The following is a 17902-nucleotide window of genomic DNA, read 5'->3' as shown; positions in this document are numbered from 1 at the left end:
TGTGGGAAGGCTCAGACAGCTAGGATGTTGGCTTAGAAGCAGCCATCATTTAAAGAAAGCGTAATAGCTCACTAGTCGAGTCGGCCTGCGCGGAAGATGTAACGGGGCTCAAACCAGGCACCGAAGCCGCGGATTCACACTTATGTGTGAGTGGTAGGGGAGCGTTCTGTAAGTCTGCGAAGGTGTATCGAGAGGTATGCTGGAGATATCAGAAGTGCGAATGCTGACGTAAGTAACGATAAAGGGGGTGAAAAGCCTCCTCGCCGGAAGACCAAGGGTTCCTGTCCAACGTTAATCGGGGCAGGGTGAGTCGACCCCTAAGGCGAGGCCGAAAGGCGTAGTCGATGGGAAGCAGGTTAATATTCCTGCACGACTTGTAATTGCGATGGGGGGACGGAGAAGGCTAGGTGGGCCAGGCGACGGTTGTCCTGGTGAAAGTGCGTAGGTGGTGTTTCCAGGCAAATCCGGAGACACAACACTGAGACACGAGACGAACACACTACGGTGTGGAAGCCATTGATGCCCTGCTTCCAGGAAAAGCCTCTAAGCTTCAGATTACAAGTCATCGTACCCCAAACCGACACAGGTGGTCGGGTAGAGAATACCAAGGCGCTTGAGAGAACTCGGGTGAAGGAACTAGGCAAAATAGAACCGTAACTTCGGGAGAAGGTTCGCTCTTGACAGTGAAGTCCCTTGCGGATGGAGCAGTTGGGAGTCGCAGTGACCAGATGGCTGGGACTGTTTATCAAAAACACAGCACTCTGCAAACACGAAAGTGGACGTATAGGGTGTGACACCTGCCCGGTGCCGGAAGGTTAATTGATGGGGTTAGCGCAAGCGAAGCTCTTGATCGAAGCCCCGGTAAACGGCGGCCGTAACTATAACGGTCCTAAGGTAGCGAAATTCCTTGTCGGGTAAGTTCCGACCTGCACGAATGGTGTAACCATGGCCATGCTGTCTCCACCCGAGACTCAGTGAAATCGAATTCGCCGTGAAGATGCGGTGTACCCGCGGCTAGACGGAAAGACCCCGTGAACCTTTACTACAGCTTGGCACTGAACATTGAACCTACATGTGTAGGATAGGTGGGAGGCTTTGAAGGCGTGACGCCAGTTGCGCTGGAGCCGTCCTTGAAATACCACCCTTGTATGTTTGATGTTCTAACGCAGGGCCCTGAATCGGGCTCGCGGACAGTGCCTGGTGGGTAGTTTGACTGGGGCGGTCTCCTCCCAAAGAGTAACGGAGGAGCACGAAGGTTGGCTAATCCTGGTCGGACATCAGGAGGTTAGTGCAATGGCATAAGCCAGCTTAACTGCGAGACGGACAGGTCGAGCAGGTACGAAAGTAGGTCATAGTGATCCGGTGGTTCTGAATGGAAGGGCCATCGCTCAACGGATAAAAGGTACTCCGGGGATAACAGGCTGATACCGCCCAAGAGTTCATATCGACGGCGGTGTTTGGCACCTCGATGTCGGCTCATCACATCCTGGGGCTGAAGTCGGTCCCAAGGGTATGGCTGTTCGCCATTTAAAGTGGTACGCGAGCTGGGTTCAGAACGTCGTGAGACAGTTCGGTCCCTATCTGCCGTGGGCGTTGGATGATTGAAGGGAGTTGCTCCTAGTACGAGAGGACCGGAGTGAACGAACCTCTGGTGTTCGGGTTGTCACGCCAGTGGCACTGCCCGGTAGCTAAGTTCGGAATCGATAACCGCTGAAAGCATCTAAGCGGGAAGCGAGCCCTGAGATGAGTCATCCCTGACCCCTTGAGGGTCCTAAAGGGCCGTTGGAGACCACAACGTTGATAGGTGGGGTGTGTAAGCGCGGCGACGTGTTGAGCTAACCCATACTAATTACCCGTGAGGCTTAACCATACAACACCCAAGAAGTGTTCTAAGGCTTGTAACAGATACCAAGCGAACTACTCAAATTCAGTGATAGTGACAAGCCAAGCGCAACATCACTACTCACGTCAGCTTTCTAGATTAAGAATTTGCCTGGCGGCCATAGCGCCGTGGAACCACCTGATCCCATGCCGAACTCAGAAGTGAAACGCGGTAGCGCCGATGGTAGTGTGGCATTCGCCATGCGAGAGTAGGACACTGCCAGGCACCCAATTAAACGGTGATGTGAAAACACATAGCCGGCTGCGAGGATGACACCTCAGAAGAAGCGGCAAATGATTTAGCGCAAGCTAACCGAATGCGGAGCGGTAGTTCAGTCGGTTAGAATACCGGCCTGTCACGCCGGGGGTCGCGGGTTCGAGTCCCGTCCGCTCCGCCACTAATTTGAAGGCCTTCCCTGATGGGAAGGCCTTTTTGCTATGGACGATTTTGTCCATAAGTCCCACAGATTTGTACGCAAGAACCAACACAAAGCCCGCTCTCACGACCGCGCGTTGGTGTTTTTAGCGTGTTAAACCGCCAATATCTGGCTTTCCCTGCCTAGTAAGAGTGCCAGATAGCCGTTTATTTCCACCATTTTCTGGCTATATCAGAGCCTTATCAGTTTCATTCACAGCCATTTGAGCGAGTCTAGAGGCGGCCAAATCAGGCTTGTGTTGCTTGCTGAGTACAGGGCAGTTCCATATTGACCACCCCCTCTTCCATCTGGACATCGATCTTGAAGCCAAGCCGCTTGGCGAGGTTGACCATACCGCGATTGCCGGGCGTGGCGGATTAATCAGGTACAGCGCAAACAAAGAGGCCTTCCCGTTGGGAAGGCCTCTTTGCGTTATCTATCAGGTAATTACTATCACTCGGTCGATTTATCAGGACTTCTCTTTCTTGCCAATGCTCAGGCCAAGCTTGATGGAGAGTGCTGCCAGTAGCAGCAGCATCATGATCAGGGAGAAGAAGTTGCTGCCGAGTTCCGGGTATTGCACCTTGAGCAGCGCGGAGTGGCCGAAGACACCGATAAAGAAGCAGAGCAGGGTACAGATGGGGGTGTTGCCCACCATGGGTTCATGGCGATAGTGCTGGAACAGCTGATAGGCCGCCAGCCAGAGGGCAATCAGCGGGAAGAAGGAGAAAGGCACAACCGAGTTGGTCAGCACGGCCAGAGAGGCATCGCCACAGATACCAATCAGAATCGCCATGGCGAGCGGTTTTTTCGGGATCATAAGCTGTTCAGTCATATCGTTCTCCATCCTGTGGTCATGGGTGAGGTTCACGGCGCTTCTGGTTTTGTACCTCGGCGCCCATGGCGATCATCCGCAGTTGGCGAATTGTTCGGTCGGAGAGTGCCCGGCACTCTTCGCTGGTCATGTCGAGCGCATCGGCACCGGCACTGAAGACGATGGTAACCATGGCTTCTGCCTGGATGTAGGCATCTTCCCGTGGTGCTTCGGTGGTGGCTTCCAGATAATCGGTTAGCTCGGCAATGAAGTGCTGGATTTCGCGAGCCACCGCCTGACGAAAGGCGGCCGAGGTGCCGGAGCGTTCCCGTAGCAGCAGCCGAAAGATGTTGGGGTTGTTCTCGACGAACTCCATAAAGGTTTGCACCGAGGTGCTGATGACACTGCCACCACCGGCAATGCGCTGGCGTGCCTGTCGCATCAGTTGGCGCAGGGTAAGACCTCCTTCGTCAACCAGGGTCAGGCCCAGTTCCTCCATATCGCGAAAGTGGCGATAGAAAGAGGTAGGAGCGATACCCGCTTCACGAGCGACTTCCCGCAGGCTGAGATTGGAGAAACTCCGATTGGCGCACAGTTGGCTGAATGCAGCATCGATCAATGTACGCCGAGTTTTTTCTTTTTGTTGAGCGCGAATACCCACGAAATCAGTCACCTTCAGCTTATTGAGGCCAAATGATAACCCGAAGGCGCCTCAGGATCAGGTTTGTATCCTACTTTTTTACCATTGACCGTGAGGAAATCACCATAGAAAATGGCTAACAGCTGTTCGCTGAAAGGATGCAATGAGATGGCCAGACCCCCCATTATTTTGACTAATACCCTGCTGTTTTCCCTCTCCGGGATAGTGGCGTTGATTGTCGTACCCTGGTACGGCATGAACCACGGTTACGATCTCTGGCAGTGGGCCAGTTTCCTGTTGTTGTTCTGCCTTAGTGGTCTCTCCATCACCGCAGGCTATCACCGGCTCTGGTCGCACAAGGCCTACAAGGCGCACCTCGCTTTGCAGTGGTTGTTTGCCATCGGCGGTGCGTTGGCGCTACAGAATTCGGCCCTGCACTGGTCGGCCGATCACCGCCGTCACCATCGTCATGTGGATGACAACGATAAAGACCCCTACAGCGCGGGGCGCGGCTTCTGGTATTCGCACATCGGCTGGATGTTGCGGGAGCATCAAGGAGATCGCTATGGTGATTACAGCAATGTGCGTGACCTGCAAAACAACCCGGTGGTCGCGTTTCAGCACCGTCACTATCTGACGCTGGCACTGGCGGCTAATCTGGGGCTGCCGCTGCTGCTTGGCCTGTGGCACGGGGACTTGCTCGGCATGTTGCTGTTGGCGGGCGTGCTGAGAATGGTGATGACTCACCACACCACCTTCTTCATCAATTCGCTGGCCCACATCTGGGGCAGTCAGCCCTATACCGACCGCAATACCGCTCGCGATAACGGCATCCTGGCTTTTTTCACCTTTGGCGAGGGGTACCACAACTTTCACCACCTGTTCGAGAATGACTACCGCAACGGCATTCACTGGTGGCAGTTCGATCCGACCAAGTGGTTGATCCGGCTCGCCTCCTGGTGTGGTCTGGCGGGGGATCTCAGATCCTCGCCGGAGGAGCGTATCGAACAGGCCCGGCTGCAGATGCAGCTGAAACGGGCACAAGCCAAGTTGCGCAAGCAGGAAGATCGCGAACTGTGGCAGGCGCTGCTGCAGGAGGAGTACGACAAGCTGAGCCAGCAGTTGCAACACTATTATGCCAGTCGCAAGCGGCTGCTGGAGCTGCGCAAGCGCAAGGCGCTGGCGCGCTATGACCATCTCAAGCTGCAACTGGAGTATCGGGCCCTGCGGGACGGCTTCATCGCTGGTAAACGCAACTGGAGTCGCCTGCTGGCAGGCATTGCATGATGCCTTGCCGAGGTATCACACAGACTAAAAGAGAAGACCGCCTGCTGGCGGTCTTCTCTTTGGTATGCATGTTTGAACGGGCTAGTTGGTTTGGCTCTGCTGTTGCTGCAACTGATCCAGTGCCTGTTGCTCCTGCTGGCTAAGACCCAGTTGTTCGCAGGCCTGCTCAAAGCTGATCCCCAGATAGCGCATCATGATATCCAATAACGGGAGGGCTTAGTTGGCTTGGCTCTGCTGTTGCTGCAACTGATCCAGCGCCTGTTGCTCCTGCTGGCTAAGACCCAGCTGTTCGCAGGCCTGCTCAAAGCTGATCCCCAGATGGCACATCATAATATCGATGGCGGGCAGATAGTTTTTCATAGCTTCTTCCATGGTGATCCTCCAGACCCGTCACTTATGCCCTGAACCACTCGGGGCGGCAATTAGACTTTAGGCTTAGTCTGTCCATTTGATCAGCACCCCTGCCACTGGGGGAGGGAATTTGTTACCCTGCACCATGATAAAAACGGTTGCCGTATGACTGCGAGCAACAGGTGAGGAGCAGGGCATGTTATTGAGTTTCTTGATCATCGCTTCAGGTTGGTGGCACATCCGTGCTGCCTACGGTTCAGACAGCCGCCAGTTCTATATCAGCAAGCCGCTGACCATGCTGCTTATCATTGCGTTGGCGTTCGGCTACCAGAGTTATGACCACGATGGCTCACACGCCTGGATCCTGCTTGGCCTCTGCCTCTCGCTGGCGGGCGATGTGCTGCTGATGCTGCCAAGCGATCGCTTCATTCAGGGGTTGGCGGCATTTCTTGTCGCGCATCTCTGCTATATCGTCGGTTTTGCCCAAGGGCCGTTGTTGCTCAATCTGGTGGATGGTTTGCTGCTGTTGCTGATCGCCGGCATGGTCTTTGGCCTGCTGTGGGGCAAGCTTGGGGAGATGCGGATCCCGGTCTTCTGCTACATGCTGGTGATTATCGGCATGGCCTGGGTGGCCGCCGGTGCCTGGCACGCCTCTCTCACTGCCGGTTCTGCCGCCGCTCTGGTGGGGGCGCTGATGTTCCTCTTCTCCGACAGCATGCTGGCGCTCGATCGCTTCCGCCGTCCCTTTCCCCACGCTCGAGCCTGGGTGATGAGTAGCTACTTCGCGGCGCAATTCCTGATTGCAGGGTCGCTGGCGGGATAACGTCTTCTGGTTGAGTGCAGGTAACAGATAACGAAAACGGGCATTGGCCCGTTTTTCGTTTTATGCCCGGCGTTTTTCACGCCTCTAGCGGTTCGGCATCCGCTACCCGTGGGGCGGGGGATTTGAGCAACAGCATCAGGCCGCTGGCGATCAGCAGGAAGATCCCCATGATGTAGAACACCTGGTTGTAGGCCATGATGGCCGCTTCCCGGTTGATGGTATTGGCCAGCATGGCGTGGGCTTGCTGCTCGGCCAGCTCGGGGCCTGAACCCTGTGCCATCATGCTCTGGGCCAGCTGCAGCAGATAGGTTTGTCCCTCGATGCTGCTGGCTGGCAGAGTGCTGCCAATCTGCAGCACATGGGTGCGGGTATCGTTGTCGAGCAGGGTCGCGATAATGGCGATACCGAACGCACCACCGAGGTTGCGCAGTACGTTGAGCAGGGTCGAGGAGGAGGGGATCTCGTCGTGACTCAGGCTGGCGGTGGCGACCAGGGAGAGCGGCACCATGATGAAGGGTTGCCCCAGCGCCCGAACGATAAGCGACTGGATCAGCTGCGGCCCGGCGTAGTCAGCACTCATGTTGACGTTCATAAAGCAGCTGACGGCGAAGATCAGGAAGCCGAAGCTCACCAGATAGCGCGGGTCTATCTTGTGGGTCAGTTTGGGCACCAGCGGTAGCACCAGCAGTTGCGGTAGCCCCATCCACATCAGTACCTCGCCGATCTCCAGCGCGTTGTAGTTGTGGATCTGGGTCATGTAGAGCGGCAGCACATAGATGGATCCCATCAACGCCATGCCGAGGATCAGATAGGCGAAGCAGGCCAGCGCGAAGCGCGGGTTGTGCAGCAGCCGCAGATTGACCAGCGGGTGACGGCGGATCAGCTGGCTGATGACAAAGAACACCAGCGCCACCGCCGAGATGACCGCCAGTCGCACGATGAAGCTTGAGCCGAACCAGTCCTCCCGGTTGCCCTCTTCCAGTACCACCTCCAGCAAGCCGAGGCCGAGTGCCATGGTGACAATCCCGATGAGGTCTACCCGCTTGATCACGGCCCAGTCCACCGGTTTTTTATCCAGCCCGTGGGCCAGCATAGCCATCACCAGCAGTCCCGGAGGCACGTTGAGATAGAAGATGTAGTGCCACGACATCTGCTCGGTGAGCCAGCCGCCGAGGGTCGGACCGATGGCGGGGGCGAAGGTGGCGCAGAGGCCAAACAGCGCCATGCCGGTGGCCCGCTTCTGTAATGGCAACAGGGTGATGATGAGGGAAAAGGCCATCGGGATCAGCGCCCCGCCAGTGAAGCCCTGCAGCGCCCGGAAGACGATCATGCTGGTGAGGTTCCAGCTGAACGAACAGAGCACGGAGGCGGCGATAAACGCACCGGTGGTCCAGAGCAGGTAGCGGCGCACGCTCAATCCCCGGCTCAACCAGCCGCTCAGGGGGATGGCGATCATCTCCGCCACCAGATAGGAGGTGGAGATCCAGGAGCTTTCGCTCAGGGTGGCCGACAGGGCCCCCTGAATATCCTTCAGGGAGGCATTGGTGATCTGGATATCGAGGATGGCCATGAAGGCGCCGATAAGCCCCCCCATGACCGCGATCCAGTTGCGACGTGGAATGGGTTCCATCAGTTGGCAGCCACCACGGGATCAGGAGTGCGGGTATCCACGATCACTTCGGTGGAGAGACCCGGCAGCAGCTTGCCTGCCAGCGGGCCTGGCTCGGGGATGCGGATCTTGACCGGCACCCGCTGCACGATTTTGGTGAAGTTGCCGGTGGCATTCTCCGGCGGCAGCAGGGCGAACTTGGCGCCGGTCGCCGGTGCCAAGCTGTCGATGATCCCCTCGACCGGTTGATCCGGGTAGGCATCGAGTACCACTTCGACCTTCTGGCCCGGCTGCATATGGGTGAGCTGGGTCTCCTTGAAGTTGGCCTCGACCCACACCTGCTGCAGCGGCACCAGGCTGGCGACCTGCATACCGGACTGGACGTAGAGCCCTTCCCGCAGGCTGCGCTTGCCAATGATGCCGTCAGCAGGCGCCCGCAGTTCGGTGTAGCCGAGCTCCAGCTTGGCCTGCTCCAGTTGTGCTTCGCTCAATGCCAGCTTGGCCAGATTCTGTTTGCGCTCGGCATCCAGTACCAGCAGTCGCTCGCGGGCCGCTTGCAGGGCTGCTTGGGCCTCCCGGGCTTGCGCCTGATTGACCTGCAGGCCGGCACGCACCTCGTCCAGACTGTCTTGCGAGCTGTAGTGGCGCTGGTTGAGCTGACTGATCCGGTTGACCTGCTGGCTGGCGCGCAGCTGTTCGGCGTTGGCGGAGGCGACCTTGGCCTCGGCCTGCTGGATCAGGCTCAGTTGTTGGGTACGGGTGGCGGCCAGATTTTCGGCCGTCGCCTGATTGAGGCGCAGGTCGGCTTCGGCCTCCGCGACCCTGGTTTTGTATTCGCGATCATCGAGACGGGCGATCAGCTGACCCGCTTTGACCGGCTGGTTGTCGGTGACCAGCACTTCGCGGATATAGCCGGGCAGCTTGGAGCTGATCCCGGTCACTTCACTTTGCAGATAGGCGTTGTCGGTGCTTTCAAAATAGCGGCCGTGAAGATACCAGTAACCGGCGAACAGCAGACCGAGCAGCGCCAATATCATGGCTGCCAGCAGGGGAATTTTCTTGTGTTGACTCATTTTTGTGATTCCTGAACTTAAGGGGCGCAGGCTAACACTGGTCAACTGTTTCGATTAGTATTGGTTCACGAGATATACAGTTTCACTGGTGCAACAATGGATCTCAATGCCGCGTTAATTCTGGTGCGTATCGTCGACAAGGGCTCGTTTACGGGGGCTGCCCGCGAGCTGGGGATGACCAAGGCGATGGTCAGCCGCCGCATCGCCGAACTGGAACAGCGGCTCGGAGTGCGTCTGCTCTATCGCTCCACCCGTCAGCTCACTTTGACCGAGGAGGGGGAGAAGTACTACCTGCACTGCAGCAAGGCGGTCGATGCCCTGACCGAAGCCGAGCTGATGCTGAGCGCCAGCCAGCAGGAGGTGACCGGTACCCTCAAACTGGCGGTGCCCATCGAGACGGGGCAACTGGTGGTCGGGCGCTTGGTCGCCAAGTTTTTGCAGGCCTATCCCGCCCTGCAGGTGGAGCTGGAGCTGACCAACCGGGTGGTGGACCCCATCAGTGAAGGGTTGGATGCGGTGGTGCGGATTGGCGACATGAGCGACTCCAATCTGGCTGCACGCCGACTCTGGAGCACCGGGCGGCTGCTCTGTGCCAGCCCGGACTATCTGGCCCGCAGCCCGGTCATCGAGCGGCCGGAGGATCTGGCCAACCACGAGCGGGTGACGGTGAGCAGCGGGTTTCTCGCCTCTCACTGGTGCTTCGAGCTGGATGGCAAAGAGGTGCTGGTTGACCCCCCATCCCGTTTTCGGGTCAATAATATTACCTGTGCCCGGGAGGCTGCGAAGGCGGGGCTGGGGTTGGCCTCGTTACCCGCTATGCTCTGTCAGGATGAGCTGGCCAGCGGCGAATTGGTGATCCTGCTGCCAGAGTGGCAGCAACCTAGGGTGCCGATTTATTTGTTGTTTCCGGAGCGGCAACTGATGCCGCGCAAGTTGCGGGCATTCATCGATTTCATGATTGAGAACGGCGCCGAGTTTGGCATCGACAAGTTGTTGTAAGGGGGAGCTATGGATAACTGGATCAATCTCTATCGCGCCTCACACACCCTGGAGGCGCACGCGTTGAAAGGGGCGCTGGAGGCGGAAGGGGTGCTGGTGCGCCTCAATGGCGAGGGGCTGTCGGGCGCCCTTGGCGAACTGCCGGTCGACATGTTGCAGGTGACCCTGATGGTGCGGGCCGAGGATCGCAGCAAGGCAGGACGGGTCATCGAGCGTTACCAGCAGCGTCAGGGTAATGGCTGGCTGTGCGGCCAGTGCGGGGAGGAGAACGGCGCCAACTTCGACGTCTGCTGGCGCTGTCACCACGATCCCCACGACAGCTGAGCTTTCTTCCGCTAGCGCGGCGGGAACTCGATATCTTCCCCTGCGCTGGCATCGTGATAGGTCGCCAGATCCAGCTCGTTTTCGCTGCGGGCGATCAGCACCGACACCAGAATATCCCCCGATACATTGACCGTGGTGCGCGCCATGTCGAGGATCCGGTCAATGCCTGCAATCAGTGCCACCCCTTCCAGCGGCAAGCCCACCGCCGTCAGGGTCAGGGTCAGCAGCATCAATCCGGTGCCCGGGGTGCCAGCGGTGCCGATACTGGCCAGGGTAGCGATGCTGATGATGGTCAGGTAATCGACCATGTGCAGCTCCACACCGAATGCCTGAGCTACGAACAGCGCAGTCACTCCCTGATAGAGGGCGGTGCCATCCATGTTGATGGTGGCGCCGATGGGCAGCACCTTGGCGGTGATGGCGGGGGAGACTCCCAGCCGCTTCTCGGCGCAGGCCAGACTGATGGGCAGGGTGGAGTTGCTGGAACTGCTGGTGAAGGCCACCGCCTGTGCATCAACGATGCTCTTGAAGTAGTGCAGCGGATTGAGCCGTGCCAGCAGGAGCAGCAGGGTGCTATAGACCCCGAGCACGTGCAGCAGGCAGCCGAGGTAGACGGCGCCGATCACCTTGAGCAGCGGCAGCAGCAGGTCGAGACCGTACTTGCCGGTCATCCAGGCCATCAGGGCGCAGACACCGTAAGGGGCGAGCGCCATCACCATCTGGGTCAGCTTGAACATCCCCTCGGCCAGCGAGGTGAAGAAGAGGATGGCGGGGCGGCCACGGCGACCGCTGGCATTGAGGGCGACCGCCAGCGCCACCGCAAAGACGATCACTTGCAGGATCTTGCCATCCACCATCGCCTGTACCGGGTTGCTCGGCACCAGATGGCTCAGCACGCTGGCCAGGGTGGGTGGTTCCGACATACCGATCCGCTCATAGGGGCCCATGTCGGCACCCATGCCGGGCTCCAGCAGCCAGCCCATCATCAGGCCGATGCAGATGGCGATGGCGGTCGAGCAGAAGTAGAGGCAGATCGCCTTGCTGCCGATGCGATCGAGGGCCTTGCCCTTGAGCAGCGAGGTGAGACCGGCGATGACCGAGCAGAAAATGAGGGGCACCATCAGCATCTGGATGGTGTTGACGAACAGGACGCCAAGGGGCTTGAGCAGCAGGGCTTGCTCTTCAAAGCCGACGCCCAGACCCACCCCTGTCAGCATGCCGATCAGGGTCTTGAGCCAGAGTGGTCGGCGGGTCCAGATCTGCCAGGGCTTGAGAGCCTCTCCATGGAACAGCATGACGCCAATATCCTTATACATTGTCTGCGATGGCCAAAAAGGGGCGCCAGTGTAGCGATCCCTGACGCGGGTTGCCACATTATCGACAAAGCGGTGGCGGTGACCACTCCCCTGACCAGGTAATGCGCAATTTATTGGCCTATATCAAGATCCCTCCGGGCGGGGAGATATTTAATTGGCATTAAATATGTTCATTATTGAGGTGAGAGATGTCGCAATCGGTTCATGGTCACGAAGTGATGGAGATGATGCTGGCGCAAGGGGGGCAATTTACCCGTGCCAGCCTGAAGCAGGCGATGGCCGAGCGGTTCGGTGCCGAGGCCCGTTTTCATACCTGCAGCGCCAGCGAGATGGATGCGGAAGCGCTGATCGACTTTCTGGCTGCCCGCAGCAAATTTATCGACTCGGCAGAGGGTTTCCAGACCCGCGCCGACAAGATCTGCAACCACGGTTAATCCCGCTGCGAGCGCATCATGGCGCTCGCTCAATTCTTCGCCCTTTGCTATATTTCGCCCCCTCTCTTTTCCCTATTCAGGGCGTAGCCCGGGCGTTGTATGGACACTTTCTCTGCCGCAGTCATGCTGTTTCTGATCATGGACCCGCTGGGCAACCTGCCGGTCTTCCTCTCTATCCTGCGTCATATCGATCCCAAGCGACGTCGCAAGGTGATGGTGCGCGAGCTGCTCTTCTCGCTGGCCATCATGATGCTGTTCCTGTTCGTCGGTCAGCAGATCCTCGGCTTCCTCAACCTGCGGCAGGAGGCGGTCAGCATTGCGGGGGGGATCATCCTGTTCCTGATCGCCATCAAGATGATCTTCCCGAGTGAGGGGGGGGTGACCGGGCTGGCGGCGGGCGAGGAGCCCTTCCTGGTGCCGATGGCGATCCCGATGATCGCCGGTCCGTCGATCCTCGCCTCTTTGATGCTGCTGGCCAATCAGGAGCCGACCCGGATGGTGGACTGGTCGCTGGCACTCTTTCTGGCCTGGGCTGCCAGTGCGGTGATCCTGATGTTCTACGAGGTATTCAACAAGCTGCTGGGTGAGCGGGGACTCACTGCGGTGGAGCGGTTGATGGGCATGCTGCTGGTGATGATCTCGGTTCAGATGCTGCTGGACGGGGTTCATCACTATCTGGCGGTGACCGGTCAGGGCTGAGCGGTTTACATGTTGAAGTGAATAAAACGGGGCTACGCAGAGCCCCGTTCTTTTTTGCTGTCGAGAGGGCGTGCCGTCACCCGTGAGTGGTCGCAGCGGGTTCCAGTTTGCTCATGATGAGGGAGAGTAGCAGCTCCCGCAGCCAGCGGTGGCCCGGATCCTCGCTGTGACGCTGATGCCAGATGAGCAGATGGGAGATGCTGTCCAACCCGATGGGCAGCGGCAGCTGCAACAGCGGATAGACCTGGGTAGCGTGGCGAGCGTAGAGCCTGGAGAGGGTCACTATCATGTCGGAGTGCATCCCCATCCGCAACGCCGCCTCGAAGGAGGGCACGGTTGCCTCGATACGCCGGTAGAGATCCTGCTCCGCCAGCTTGTGATCCAGCATCCAGCGGTCCCGCCCCTCGCAGTAAGTCTGTACATGGGGATAGCTGAGGTAGTGCTCCAGATTCCAGTTGGGCTCCCGCAGCGCGGGGTGGTGCTGCTGCACCAGACAGGTGAGATCATCGACCGCCAGCACTCGCTGACAGATGCTGTCGGGCAGGGTATCGAGCCGATAATCGGAGCTGATGCAGTTCTCTCGCACCGCGAAGGCGATGTCCACCTGTCCCTGACTCATCTCGGTCAGACTGTTCTCGGTCCACTCCTCGTAACGCAAGCGGATCCTTGGTGCCTGCCGCTTCAGCTCGCTCAGGTAGAGCGGGGCAAACAGGGTAAAGGCGCTGTCCATGCTGGCGATGACGAACTCCCGCTCCGAGCTGGCGGGGTCGAACTCGGGCGGCTGGATCAGGTTGTCCAGCGACAACAGGATGGGTTGCAACTGTTGTTGCAGCGCAAGGGCTCGGCCGGTGGGTTCCAGCCCGTAGGCAGAGCGGATGAAGAGGGGGTCATTGAAGGTATCGCGCAGACGGCCGAGGGCTTTACTGACCGCGGACTGGCTCAGATGAAGGCGGTGTGCCGCCTTGCTGCCGTTGCGTTCTTCCAGCAGTACCTGCAGGATAATCAGCAAATTGAGGTCGATGCGACCCAGTTGTTCCAGCAGCATGATATGAATCCTCTTCAATTCTAAGATGAATTTATACCATTTGTTTTCATATCTTGGCGATCTTATCCTCGAATGGTCTCAGGTTCGCATGAACCACTGGTACAGGATGTAGCGGTTGAGGGGACATGTAGCACAATCAATATGGCGACCTCAGGGTCGCCCTATTTTTTGGCTATGATTTATTTGCTCACTTGCACCTGCCTTGATTTTGCCCAACAATCCCTGCTCTCTATTTTGATACAAGTAACAGATATCTCTTTGTGAGGGAGTATCCCTATGGGACTCGGTGGAATTCATATCTGGCATATGTTGATCCTCTTGCTGGTTGTTGTGCTGGTCTTCGGCAGCAAGCGTCTTGCCAGTGCAGGTGAGGATCTGGGTACCGCCATCAAAGATTTTCGCAAGGCGATGCGTGACGACGCAAATCATCCGAAATAAGCAGTAGGAGTAGAAAATGTCTGTAGACGAGAAAGTTGAACTGAACGAAACCTGTGACAGCTGCGGCTGTTTTGCCGAGATCGGCACCATCATCGGCGAAGGCGACGATGTGATGGATCTGGTGATTGAAGCCGCTGCCGAGGCTGATGCCCGCGCCAAGCTGGCTGCCTATGAAGCACTGGCCAAACAGGTCACCGCCGAAGCTCAAGTGAGCAGCGAACTGACCCAGGGCGCCAACGGCGTGATCCTGAAAGCCCGCCTGCAATTCACCTGCACCGCCGAAAAACTGATTTTCGAAATGCGGGCCCGCTCTATCTGAGTTGTCTGATAACGCGGCAGGTTTGCCTGCCGTGTTGACCCTTCTGCTGTGGGTCGGCGTTCTATAGTTACTCTATCCCACAGACGTTTTTGCCCGGCGCGAGTCGGCCAACAGAAGGCGTAAACATCATGACGCAGCGATGGATCTCTGCTCCCAATCCCACCCTCTATCGTGATCCGTGCTGCCAACAGGCAGCAGGCGTGACCTCAGCACAGGGGCAGCCATCGTGATGCGACGCTGGATCTGGGCTCTGCTGGCCCTCTGCTGTTTTCCCCTGCTGGCGGCTGAACTCAAGCCACAGCGTCTGCCCCAACCCGGTGACCTCGAAAGTATTCTGCAAAAGCGCGAACTCAGGGCGCTGGTGGTCTATGAGCGCGGCTTCTATTTTCTCGATCGCGGCGCCCAGTACGGCATTCTGGTCAATCAGCTGCAAGGGTTCGAGCGCTGGCTGAACAAGACCTATCTCGCCAAAGAGAAGGTCAAACTCAAGGTGGTCTACATCCCGGTGCGTCAGGACAAGCTGCTGGACTATCTGACCGAGGGGCGTGGCGATCTGGTGGCGGCGACCATGACGGTGACTCCGACCCGGCGTGAACAGGTGGCCTTCTCCCGGCCGCTCATTTCATCCATCGAGGAGTGGGTGGTGAGCCAGCAGAGCCTGCCCGCCTTCAGCCGTATTACCCAGCTCTCCGGCAGGCGGGTCTGGGTGCGGGCCAGCTCCAGCTACTACGAGAGTTTGCGCCAGCTCAACTGGCTGTTTCGCGAGCTGGGGTTGCCCCCCGTCTATATCGAGACGGTGCCCGAATACCTGCAGGATGGCGATCTGCTGGAGATGGTGGCCGCTGGCATTATTCCCCTGACGGTGACCGACAGCTACAAGGGGCGGATCTGGCTGGGTGGCATGATCTCCGGCCTCAAGGCTCACAAGTTGATCCCCCTGCGCAGCAATGGCACCAGCGCCTGGGCGCTGCGCAAGAACAGCCCCGAGCTGCTCAAGGCGGTCAATGGCTATCTGGCGAGTGTCAGCCGCAACAGCCTTTACAGCGACATGACCCTGCGCCGGTTGCTGGTTCGCAGCGATCAGATGAGCAATATCCTGGCGCCGGATCCTATGGGGCGCCTCGCGACCATTCGCAAGGTGCTGGAGAAGTACGCCAATCAATACGATCTCGACTGGCTGATGCTGGCGGCGCTTGGCTACAAGGAGTCCGGCCTCAATCCCAAGGCGCGTTCGCCCAAGGGGGCCGTGGGCCTCATGCAGCTGCTGCCCAGCACAGGGCGGGAGGTCGGCATCAACGGCGCCAGACTCACCACGCTGGAGGGAAATGTGGAGGCCGCCTGTCGCTACATGCGGTTGATCCTCGATACCTACTTCAATGATCCCAAGCTGGATCGACTCAACCGCCACCTGTTTGCCCTCGCCGCCTACAACGCCGGGCCGAACCGGGTGCAGGCGCTGCGAGGCAAGGCGGAGAAGCTGGGGCTCGATCCCAACGTTTGGTTCGGCAACGTGGATCAGCTGGTGGCCAACGAAGTCGGACAGGGGCCGATCAACTATGTAGGCACCATCTACAAGTACTACGTGGCCTATCGTTTCAGCCTGCCCCAGATCGAGGGTAAGGCTGCCGCTATCGAAGCGGCTCAGCCCTGAGCCGGTTGACCGGCAGGGTCGCCTGCACGGTCGGCAATTGCCAGCCACCGTCCCTGTGTTGCAAAAACCAGTGAGCAGGGCCGGTGGCCGGGATGAGATCTGGCTGGCTGAGCTGGCCCAGATAGCGCAACATCGGGGTATCATGCAGTTCCATCAGCAACTCCTTTTGAATATGTGAAGAGGCTCGCCAGCGTTATGACACCCGGCCATGACAGCAGGATGACACCATGATCCCCGGATCCTTTGCCCTGATCGACGATCCCCTGCTGGCGCTCAAGGTGCGCTGCCACTGGATCCGTCATGCCCGAGAGCGGATCCAGGCGCAGTACTACAGCTGGGAGGAGGACAGCAGCGGCAAGCTGCTGCTGAGCGAGCTGCTTCACGCCGCCCTGCGTGGCGTCAAGGTACAGCTGCTGGTGGATGATCTCTATGCCGGTGACAACCGCTTTCTGGAGATGGTGGCTCACTACCCTGGGATCGAGGTGCGGCTGTTCAACCCCTTCTGGCTGCGGGGCTGGCGCCCGCTGGCACTGCTGCTGGAGGGGCTGCTCAGCTTTCGCCGCATCAACCACCGGATGCACAACAAGCTGCTGCTGGTGGATGGCAAGCTGGCGCTGATCGGCGGGCGCAACATCGGTGATCGCTACTTCGGTCTGGATCCGCAGGCTCCCTTCGTGGATCTCGATCTCGCCTGTCAGGGGGGCCTGTGTCAGCAGATGGCGCAGGGGTTCGAGCAGTTCTGGCACAGCCGCTGGAGCCACCCCATCCGCCATCTGCTGCGTCGCGAGCTGCTGCCCGCCGAAATAGAGGTGGTCAGCGACTTCCTGTTCACCATGACGGATCCGGCGGTGGCCACGGTCTACGATCTGCCCGCGGCGCTGTTTGACGAGCGCGATTTGCCGCTGCAATGGCATGAGGGGCGGGCCGAGGTGTGGTTCGACCGTCCCGGCAAGGGGCTAATCTCCCGTCCCACCACCGCCCGTCAACTGTGGCGCCAGCTGGCTGACAATCCCGGCTCGCTGGGGTTGGTGACCCCTTACCTCATCCTGACCCGCGGGTTCCGGCACCGCCTGGCACGGCTGCGCCAGCAGGGGGTCGCCATCAACATTCTCACCAACTCGCTGGCCAGCACCGATGTGCCGCTGGTCTATGGTGCCTACCAACGCTATCTCGGCTGGTTGCTGCGGCGCGGGATCCGGGTCGCCGAGTTTGACCATGGCCACGGCAGCCTGCACGCCAAGCTGATCCTGCTGGGGGAGGAGCGGGCGCTGTTTGGCAGCCTAAACCTCGATCCCCGCTCGCTGTTTCTCAATACCGAGCTGATGCTGCATCTGCACTGTCCGCCGATCTGCGAGGCGCTGCGAATGTGGCTGGCTCGCTGGCAGGAGCAGGCGGGTGGATTGCCGCGCAAACCCGAAGGGTGGTCAAGGCGACTGATAGCCCGCCTGAGCGACTGGTTGCCACTGCGCCGTTGGCTGTGAGGCGGCCATTTTTTGTGCGAGATCTCGTAAAGGCGTGTAGGCCTTTGCCGATGCACATCGCGGGTGAATAGCCATGATAGAGTCTATCTAACTGTTTTATAACCAGTTAATGGTGGTGATAAGGCTGTTTTTTGTACTCCAATGTGAATGGAATTGGCATAAAAACGTTTTTTATTTTGTTTTTATGCGTAATATTTCAGTTGCAAGGACAAACACGGCGGCCTGTCTGCCGTGTGGACGAAGGTTGTAACGGGTAGCTGGTCGGTTGCATTGCTGCAATTGGCGCGCACTTCAGATGGGTC

General features: G+C 58.6%; 18 protein-coding genes, 1 tRNA gene and 2 rRNA genes (1 of these 21 cut by a window edge). 13 read left to right on the top strand and 8 right to left on the bottom strand.

What is annotated here, in order from left to right; translation table 11 throughout:
- From ACTG27_RS14935 to ACTG27_RS14925, 3 genes are all read left to right on the top strand, one after another.
- Positions 1-1870: ribosomal RNA gene (locus ACTG27_RS14935) — 23S ribosomal RNA — on the top strand; it begins 1020 nt to the left of the window's first position.
- A 122-nt stretch (positions 1871-1992) separates the two neighbouring features.
- Positions 1993-2107: ribosomal RNA gene (rrf, locus tag ACTG27_RS14930) — 5S ribosomal RNA — on the top strand.
- Positions 2108-2202: 95 nt separating this feature from the next.
- Positions 2203-2279 (top strand) — tRNA-Asp (locus ACTG27_RS14925).
- 487 nt (positions 2280-2766) lie between these two features.
- Here ACTG27_RS14925 and ACTG27_RS14920 read toward each other — a convergent pair.
- Together ACTG27_RS14920 and fabR are read right to left on the bottom strand one after the other, a co-directional pair.
- The gene (locus ACTG27_RS14920; RefSeq protein ID WP_439979903.1) at positions 2767-3132 is read right to left on the bottom strand and encodes a YijD family membrane protein; all 366 of its coding nucleotides are present in this window, start codon (positions 3130-3132) and stop codon (positions 2767-2769) included.
- Between the two features lie 19 nt (positions 3133-3151).
- Positions 3152-3772, bottom strand: a complete 621-nt coding sequence (fabR, locus tag ACTG27_RS14915) for an HTH-type transcriptional repressor FabR (protein ID WP_005339921.1) — start codon at positions 3770-3772, stop codon at positions 3152-3154.
- Positions 3773-3919: 147 nt separating this feature from the next.
- On the opposite strand from fabR, the gene ACTG27_RS14910 reads away from it, so the two are divergent.
- Positions 3920-5038, top strand: a complete 1119-nt coding sequence (locus ACTG27_RS14910) for a fatty acid desaturase (protein WP_439979902.1) — start codon at positions 3920-3922, stop codon at positions 5036-5038.
- Between the two features lie 216 nt (positions 5039-5254).
- On the opposite strand, the gene ACTG27_RS14905 is transcribed toward ACTG27_RS14910, so the two are convergent.
- A complete protein-coding gene (locus ACTG27_RS14905) occupies positions 5255-5410 on the bottom strand; it encodes a hypothetical protein (RefSeq protein WP_005348505.1) in 156 nt (51 codons plus the stop codon).
- A gap of 175 nt (positions 5411-5585) precedes the next feature.
- Here ACTG27_RS14905 and ACTG27_RS14900 point away from each other — a divergent pair, with 175 nt between their 5' ends.
- Positions 5586-6212 (top strand): lysoplasmalogenase, encoded by a 627-nt coding sequence (locus ACTG27_RS14900; protein WP_005348507.1) that lies wholly within the window; start codon positions 5586-5588, stop codon positions 6210-6212.
- Positions 6213-6288: 76 nt separating this feature from the next.
- On the opposite strand, the gene ACTG27_RS14895 is transcribed toward ACTG27_RS14900, so the two are convergent.
- Together ACTG27_RS14895 and ACTG27_RS14890 are read right to left on the bottom strand one after the other, a co-directional pair.
- Positions 6289-7842: a DHA2 family efflux MFS transporter permease subunit gene (locus tag ACTG27_RS14895; RefSeq protein WP_439979901.1), complete on the bottom strand. Its 1554-nt coding sequence runs from the start codon at positions 7840-7842 to the stop codon at positions 6289-6291.
- Positions 7842-8894: an HlyD family secretion protein gene (locus ACTG27_RS14890; protein WP_439979900.1), complete on the bottom strand. Its 1053-nt coding sequence runs from the start codon at positions 8892-8894 to the stop codon at positions 7842-7844. The genes ACTG27_RS14895 and ACTG27_RS14890 overlap by 1 nt, the downstream gene beginning before the upstream one ends.
- Positions 8895-8990: 96 nt before the next feature.
- Between ACTG27_RS14890 and ACTG27_RS14885 the strand changes: the two genes are divergently transcribed.
- Complete coding sequence (locus tag ACTG27_RS14885; protein WP_047434586.1) at positions 8991-9893, top strand: LysR family transcriptional regulator; 903 nt, start codon at positions 8991-8993, stop codon at positions 9891-9893.
- A gap of 9 nt (positions 9894-9902) precedes the next feature.
- Complete coding sequence (locus ACTG27_RS14880; protein ID WP_005339933.1) at positions 9903-10217, top strand: putative signal transducing protein; 315 nt, start codon at positions 9903-9905, stop codon at positions 10215-10217.
- Positions 10218-10228: 11 nt separating this feature from the next.
- Here the strand turns inward: ACTG27_RS14880 and ACTG27_RS14875 are convergent, their stop codons facing one another.
- Positions 10229-11512: a dicarboxylate/amino acid:cation symporter gene (locus ACTG27_RS14875; RefSeq protein WP_042052525.1), complete on the bottom strand. Its 1284-nt coding sequence runs from the start codon at positions 11510-11512 to the stop codon at positions 10229-10231.
- Between the two features lie 209 nt (positions 11513-11721).
- Between ACTG27_RS14875 and ACTG27_RS14870 the strand changes: the two genes are divergently transcribed.
- Together ACTG27_RS14870 and ACTG27_RS14865 are read left to right on the top strand one after the other, a co-directional pair.
- Positions 11722-11967 (top strand): YecH family metal-binding protein, encoded by a 246-nt coding sequence (locus ACTG27_RS14870; protein WP_111900337.1) that lies wholly within the window; start codon positions 11722-11724, stop codon positions 11965-11967.
- Positions 11968-12066: 99 nt separating this feature from the next.
- Entirely contained in the window at positions 12067-12666 is a 600-nt protein-coding gene (locus ACTG27_RS14865) for a YhgN family NAAT transporter (RefSeq protein WP_013724175.1), read from the top strand.
- 76 nt (positions 12667-12742) lie between these two features.
- Here the strand turns inward: ACTG27_RS14865 and ACTG27_RS14860 are convergent, their stop codons facing one another.
- Positions 12743-13711 (bottom strand): LysR family transcriptional regulator, encoded by a 969-nt coding sequence (locus ACTG27_RS14860; protein ID WP_439979899.1) that lies wholly within the window; start codon positions 13709-13711, stop codon positions 12743-12745.
- A gap of 276 nt (positions 13712-13987) precedes the next feature.
- Between ACTG27_RS14860 and tatA the strand changes: the two genes are divergently transcribed.
- The 3 genes from tatA to ACTG27_RS14845 all read left to right on the top strand — a co-directional run bounded on the left by tatA (position 13988) and on the right by ACTG27_RS14845 (position 16119).
- Positions 13988-14149 (top strand): twin-arginine translocase TatA/TatE family subunit, encoded by a 162-nt coding sequence (tatA, locus tag ACTG27_RS14855; RefSeq protein WP_005339944.1) that lies wholly within the window; start codon positions 13988-13990, stop codon positions 14147-14149.
- Between the two features lie 16 nt (positions 14150-14165).
- Positions 14166-14468: a YfcZ/YiiS family protein gene (locus ACTG27_RS14850; protein ID WP_005339945.1), complete on the top strand. Its 303-nt coding sequence runs from the start codon at positions 14166-14168 to the stop codon at positions 14466-14468.
- Positions 14469-14697: 229 nt separating this feature from the next.
- A complete protein-coding gene (locus ACTG27_RS14845) occupies positions 14698-16119 on the top strand; it encodes a lytic transglycosylase F (protein ID WP_021231555.1) in 1422 nt (473 codons plus the stop codon).
- On the opposite strand, the gene ACTG27_RS14840 is transcribed toward ACTG27_RS14845, so the two are convergent.
- Positions 16097-16273, bottom strand: a complete 177-nt coding sequence (locus tag ACTG27_RS14840) for a hypothetical protein (protein ID WP_005339947.1) — start codon at positions 16271-16273, stop codon at positions 16097-16099. The two genes, ACTG27_RS14845 and ACTG27_RS14840, sit on opposite strands and share 23 nt — an antisense overlap.
- A 73-nt stretch (positions 16274-16346) precedes the next feature.
- Between ACTG27_RS14840 and ACTG27_RS14835 the strand changes: the two genes are divergently transcribed.
- Positions 16347-17600, top strand: coding sequence for a phospholipase D-like domain-containing protein (locus ACTG27_RS14835; protein WP_439979898.1), 1254 nt, complete (start codon positions 16347-16349; stop codon positions 17598-17600).
- The last annotated feature ends 302 nt before the right edge of the window (positions 17601-17902 follow it).

The sequence above is a fragment of the Aeromonas sp. 97A genome, from assembly GCF_051919185.1.
Lineage (GTDB): Bacteria > Pseudomonadota > Gammaproteobacteria > Enterobacterales > Aeromonadaceae > Aeromonas > Aeromonas veronii.
This window is presented reverse-complemented; position numbering and strand designations above follow the sequence as displayed.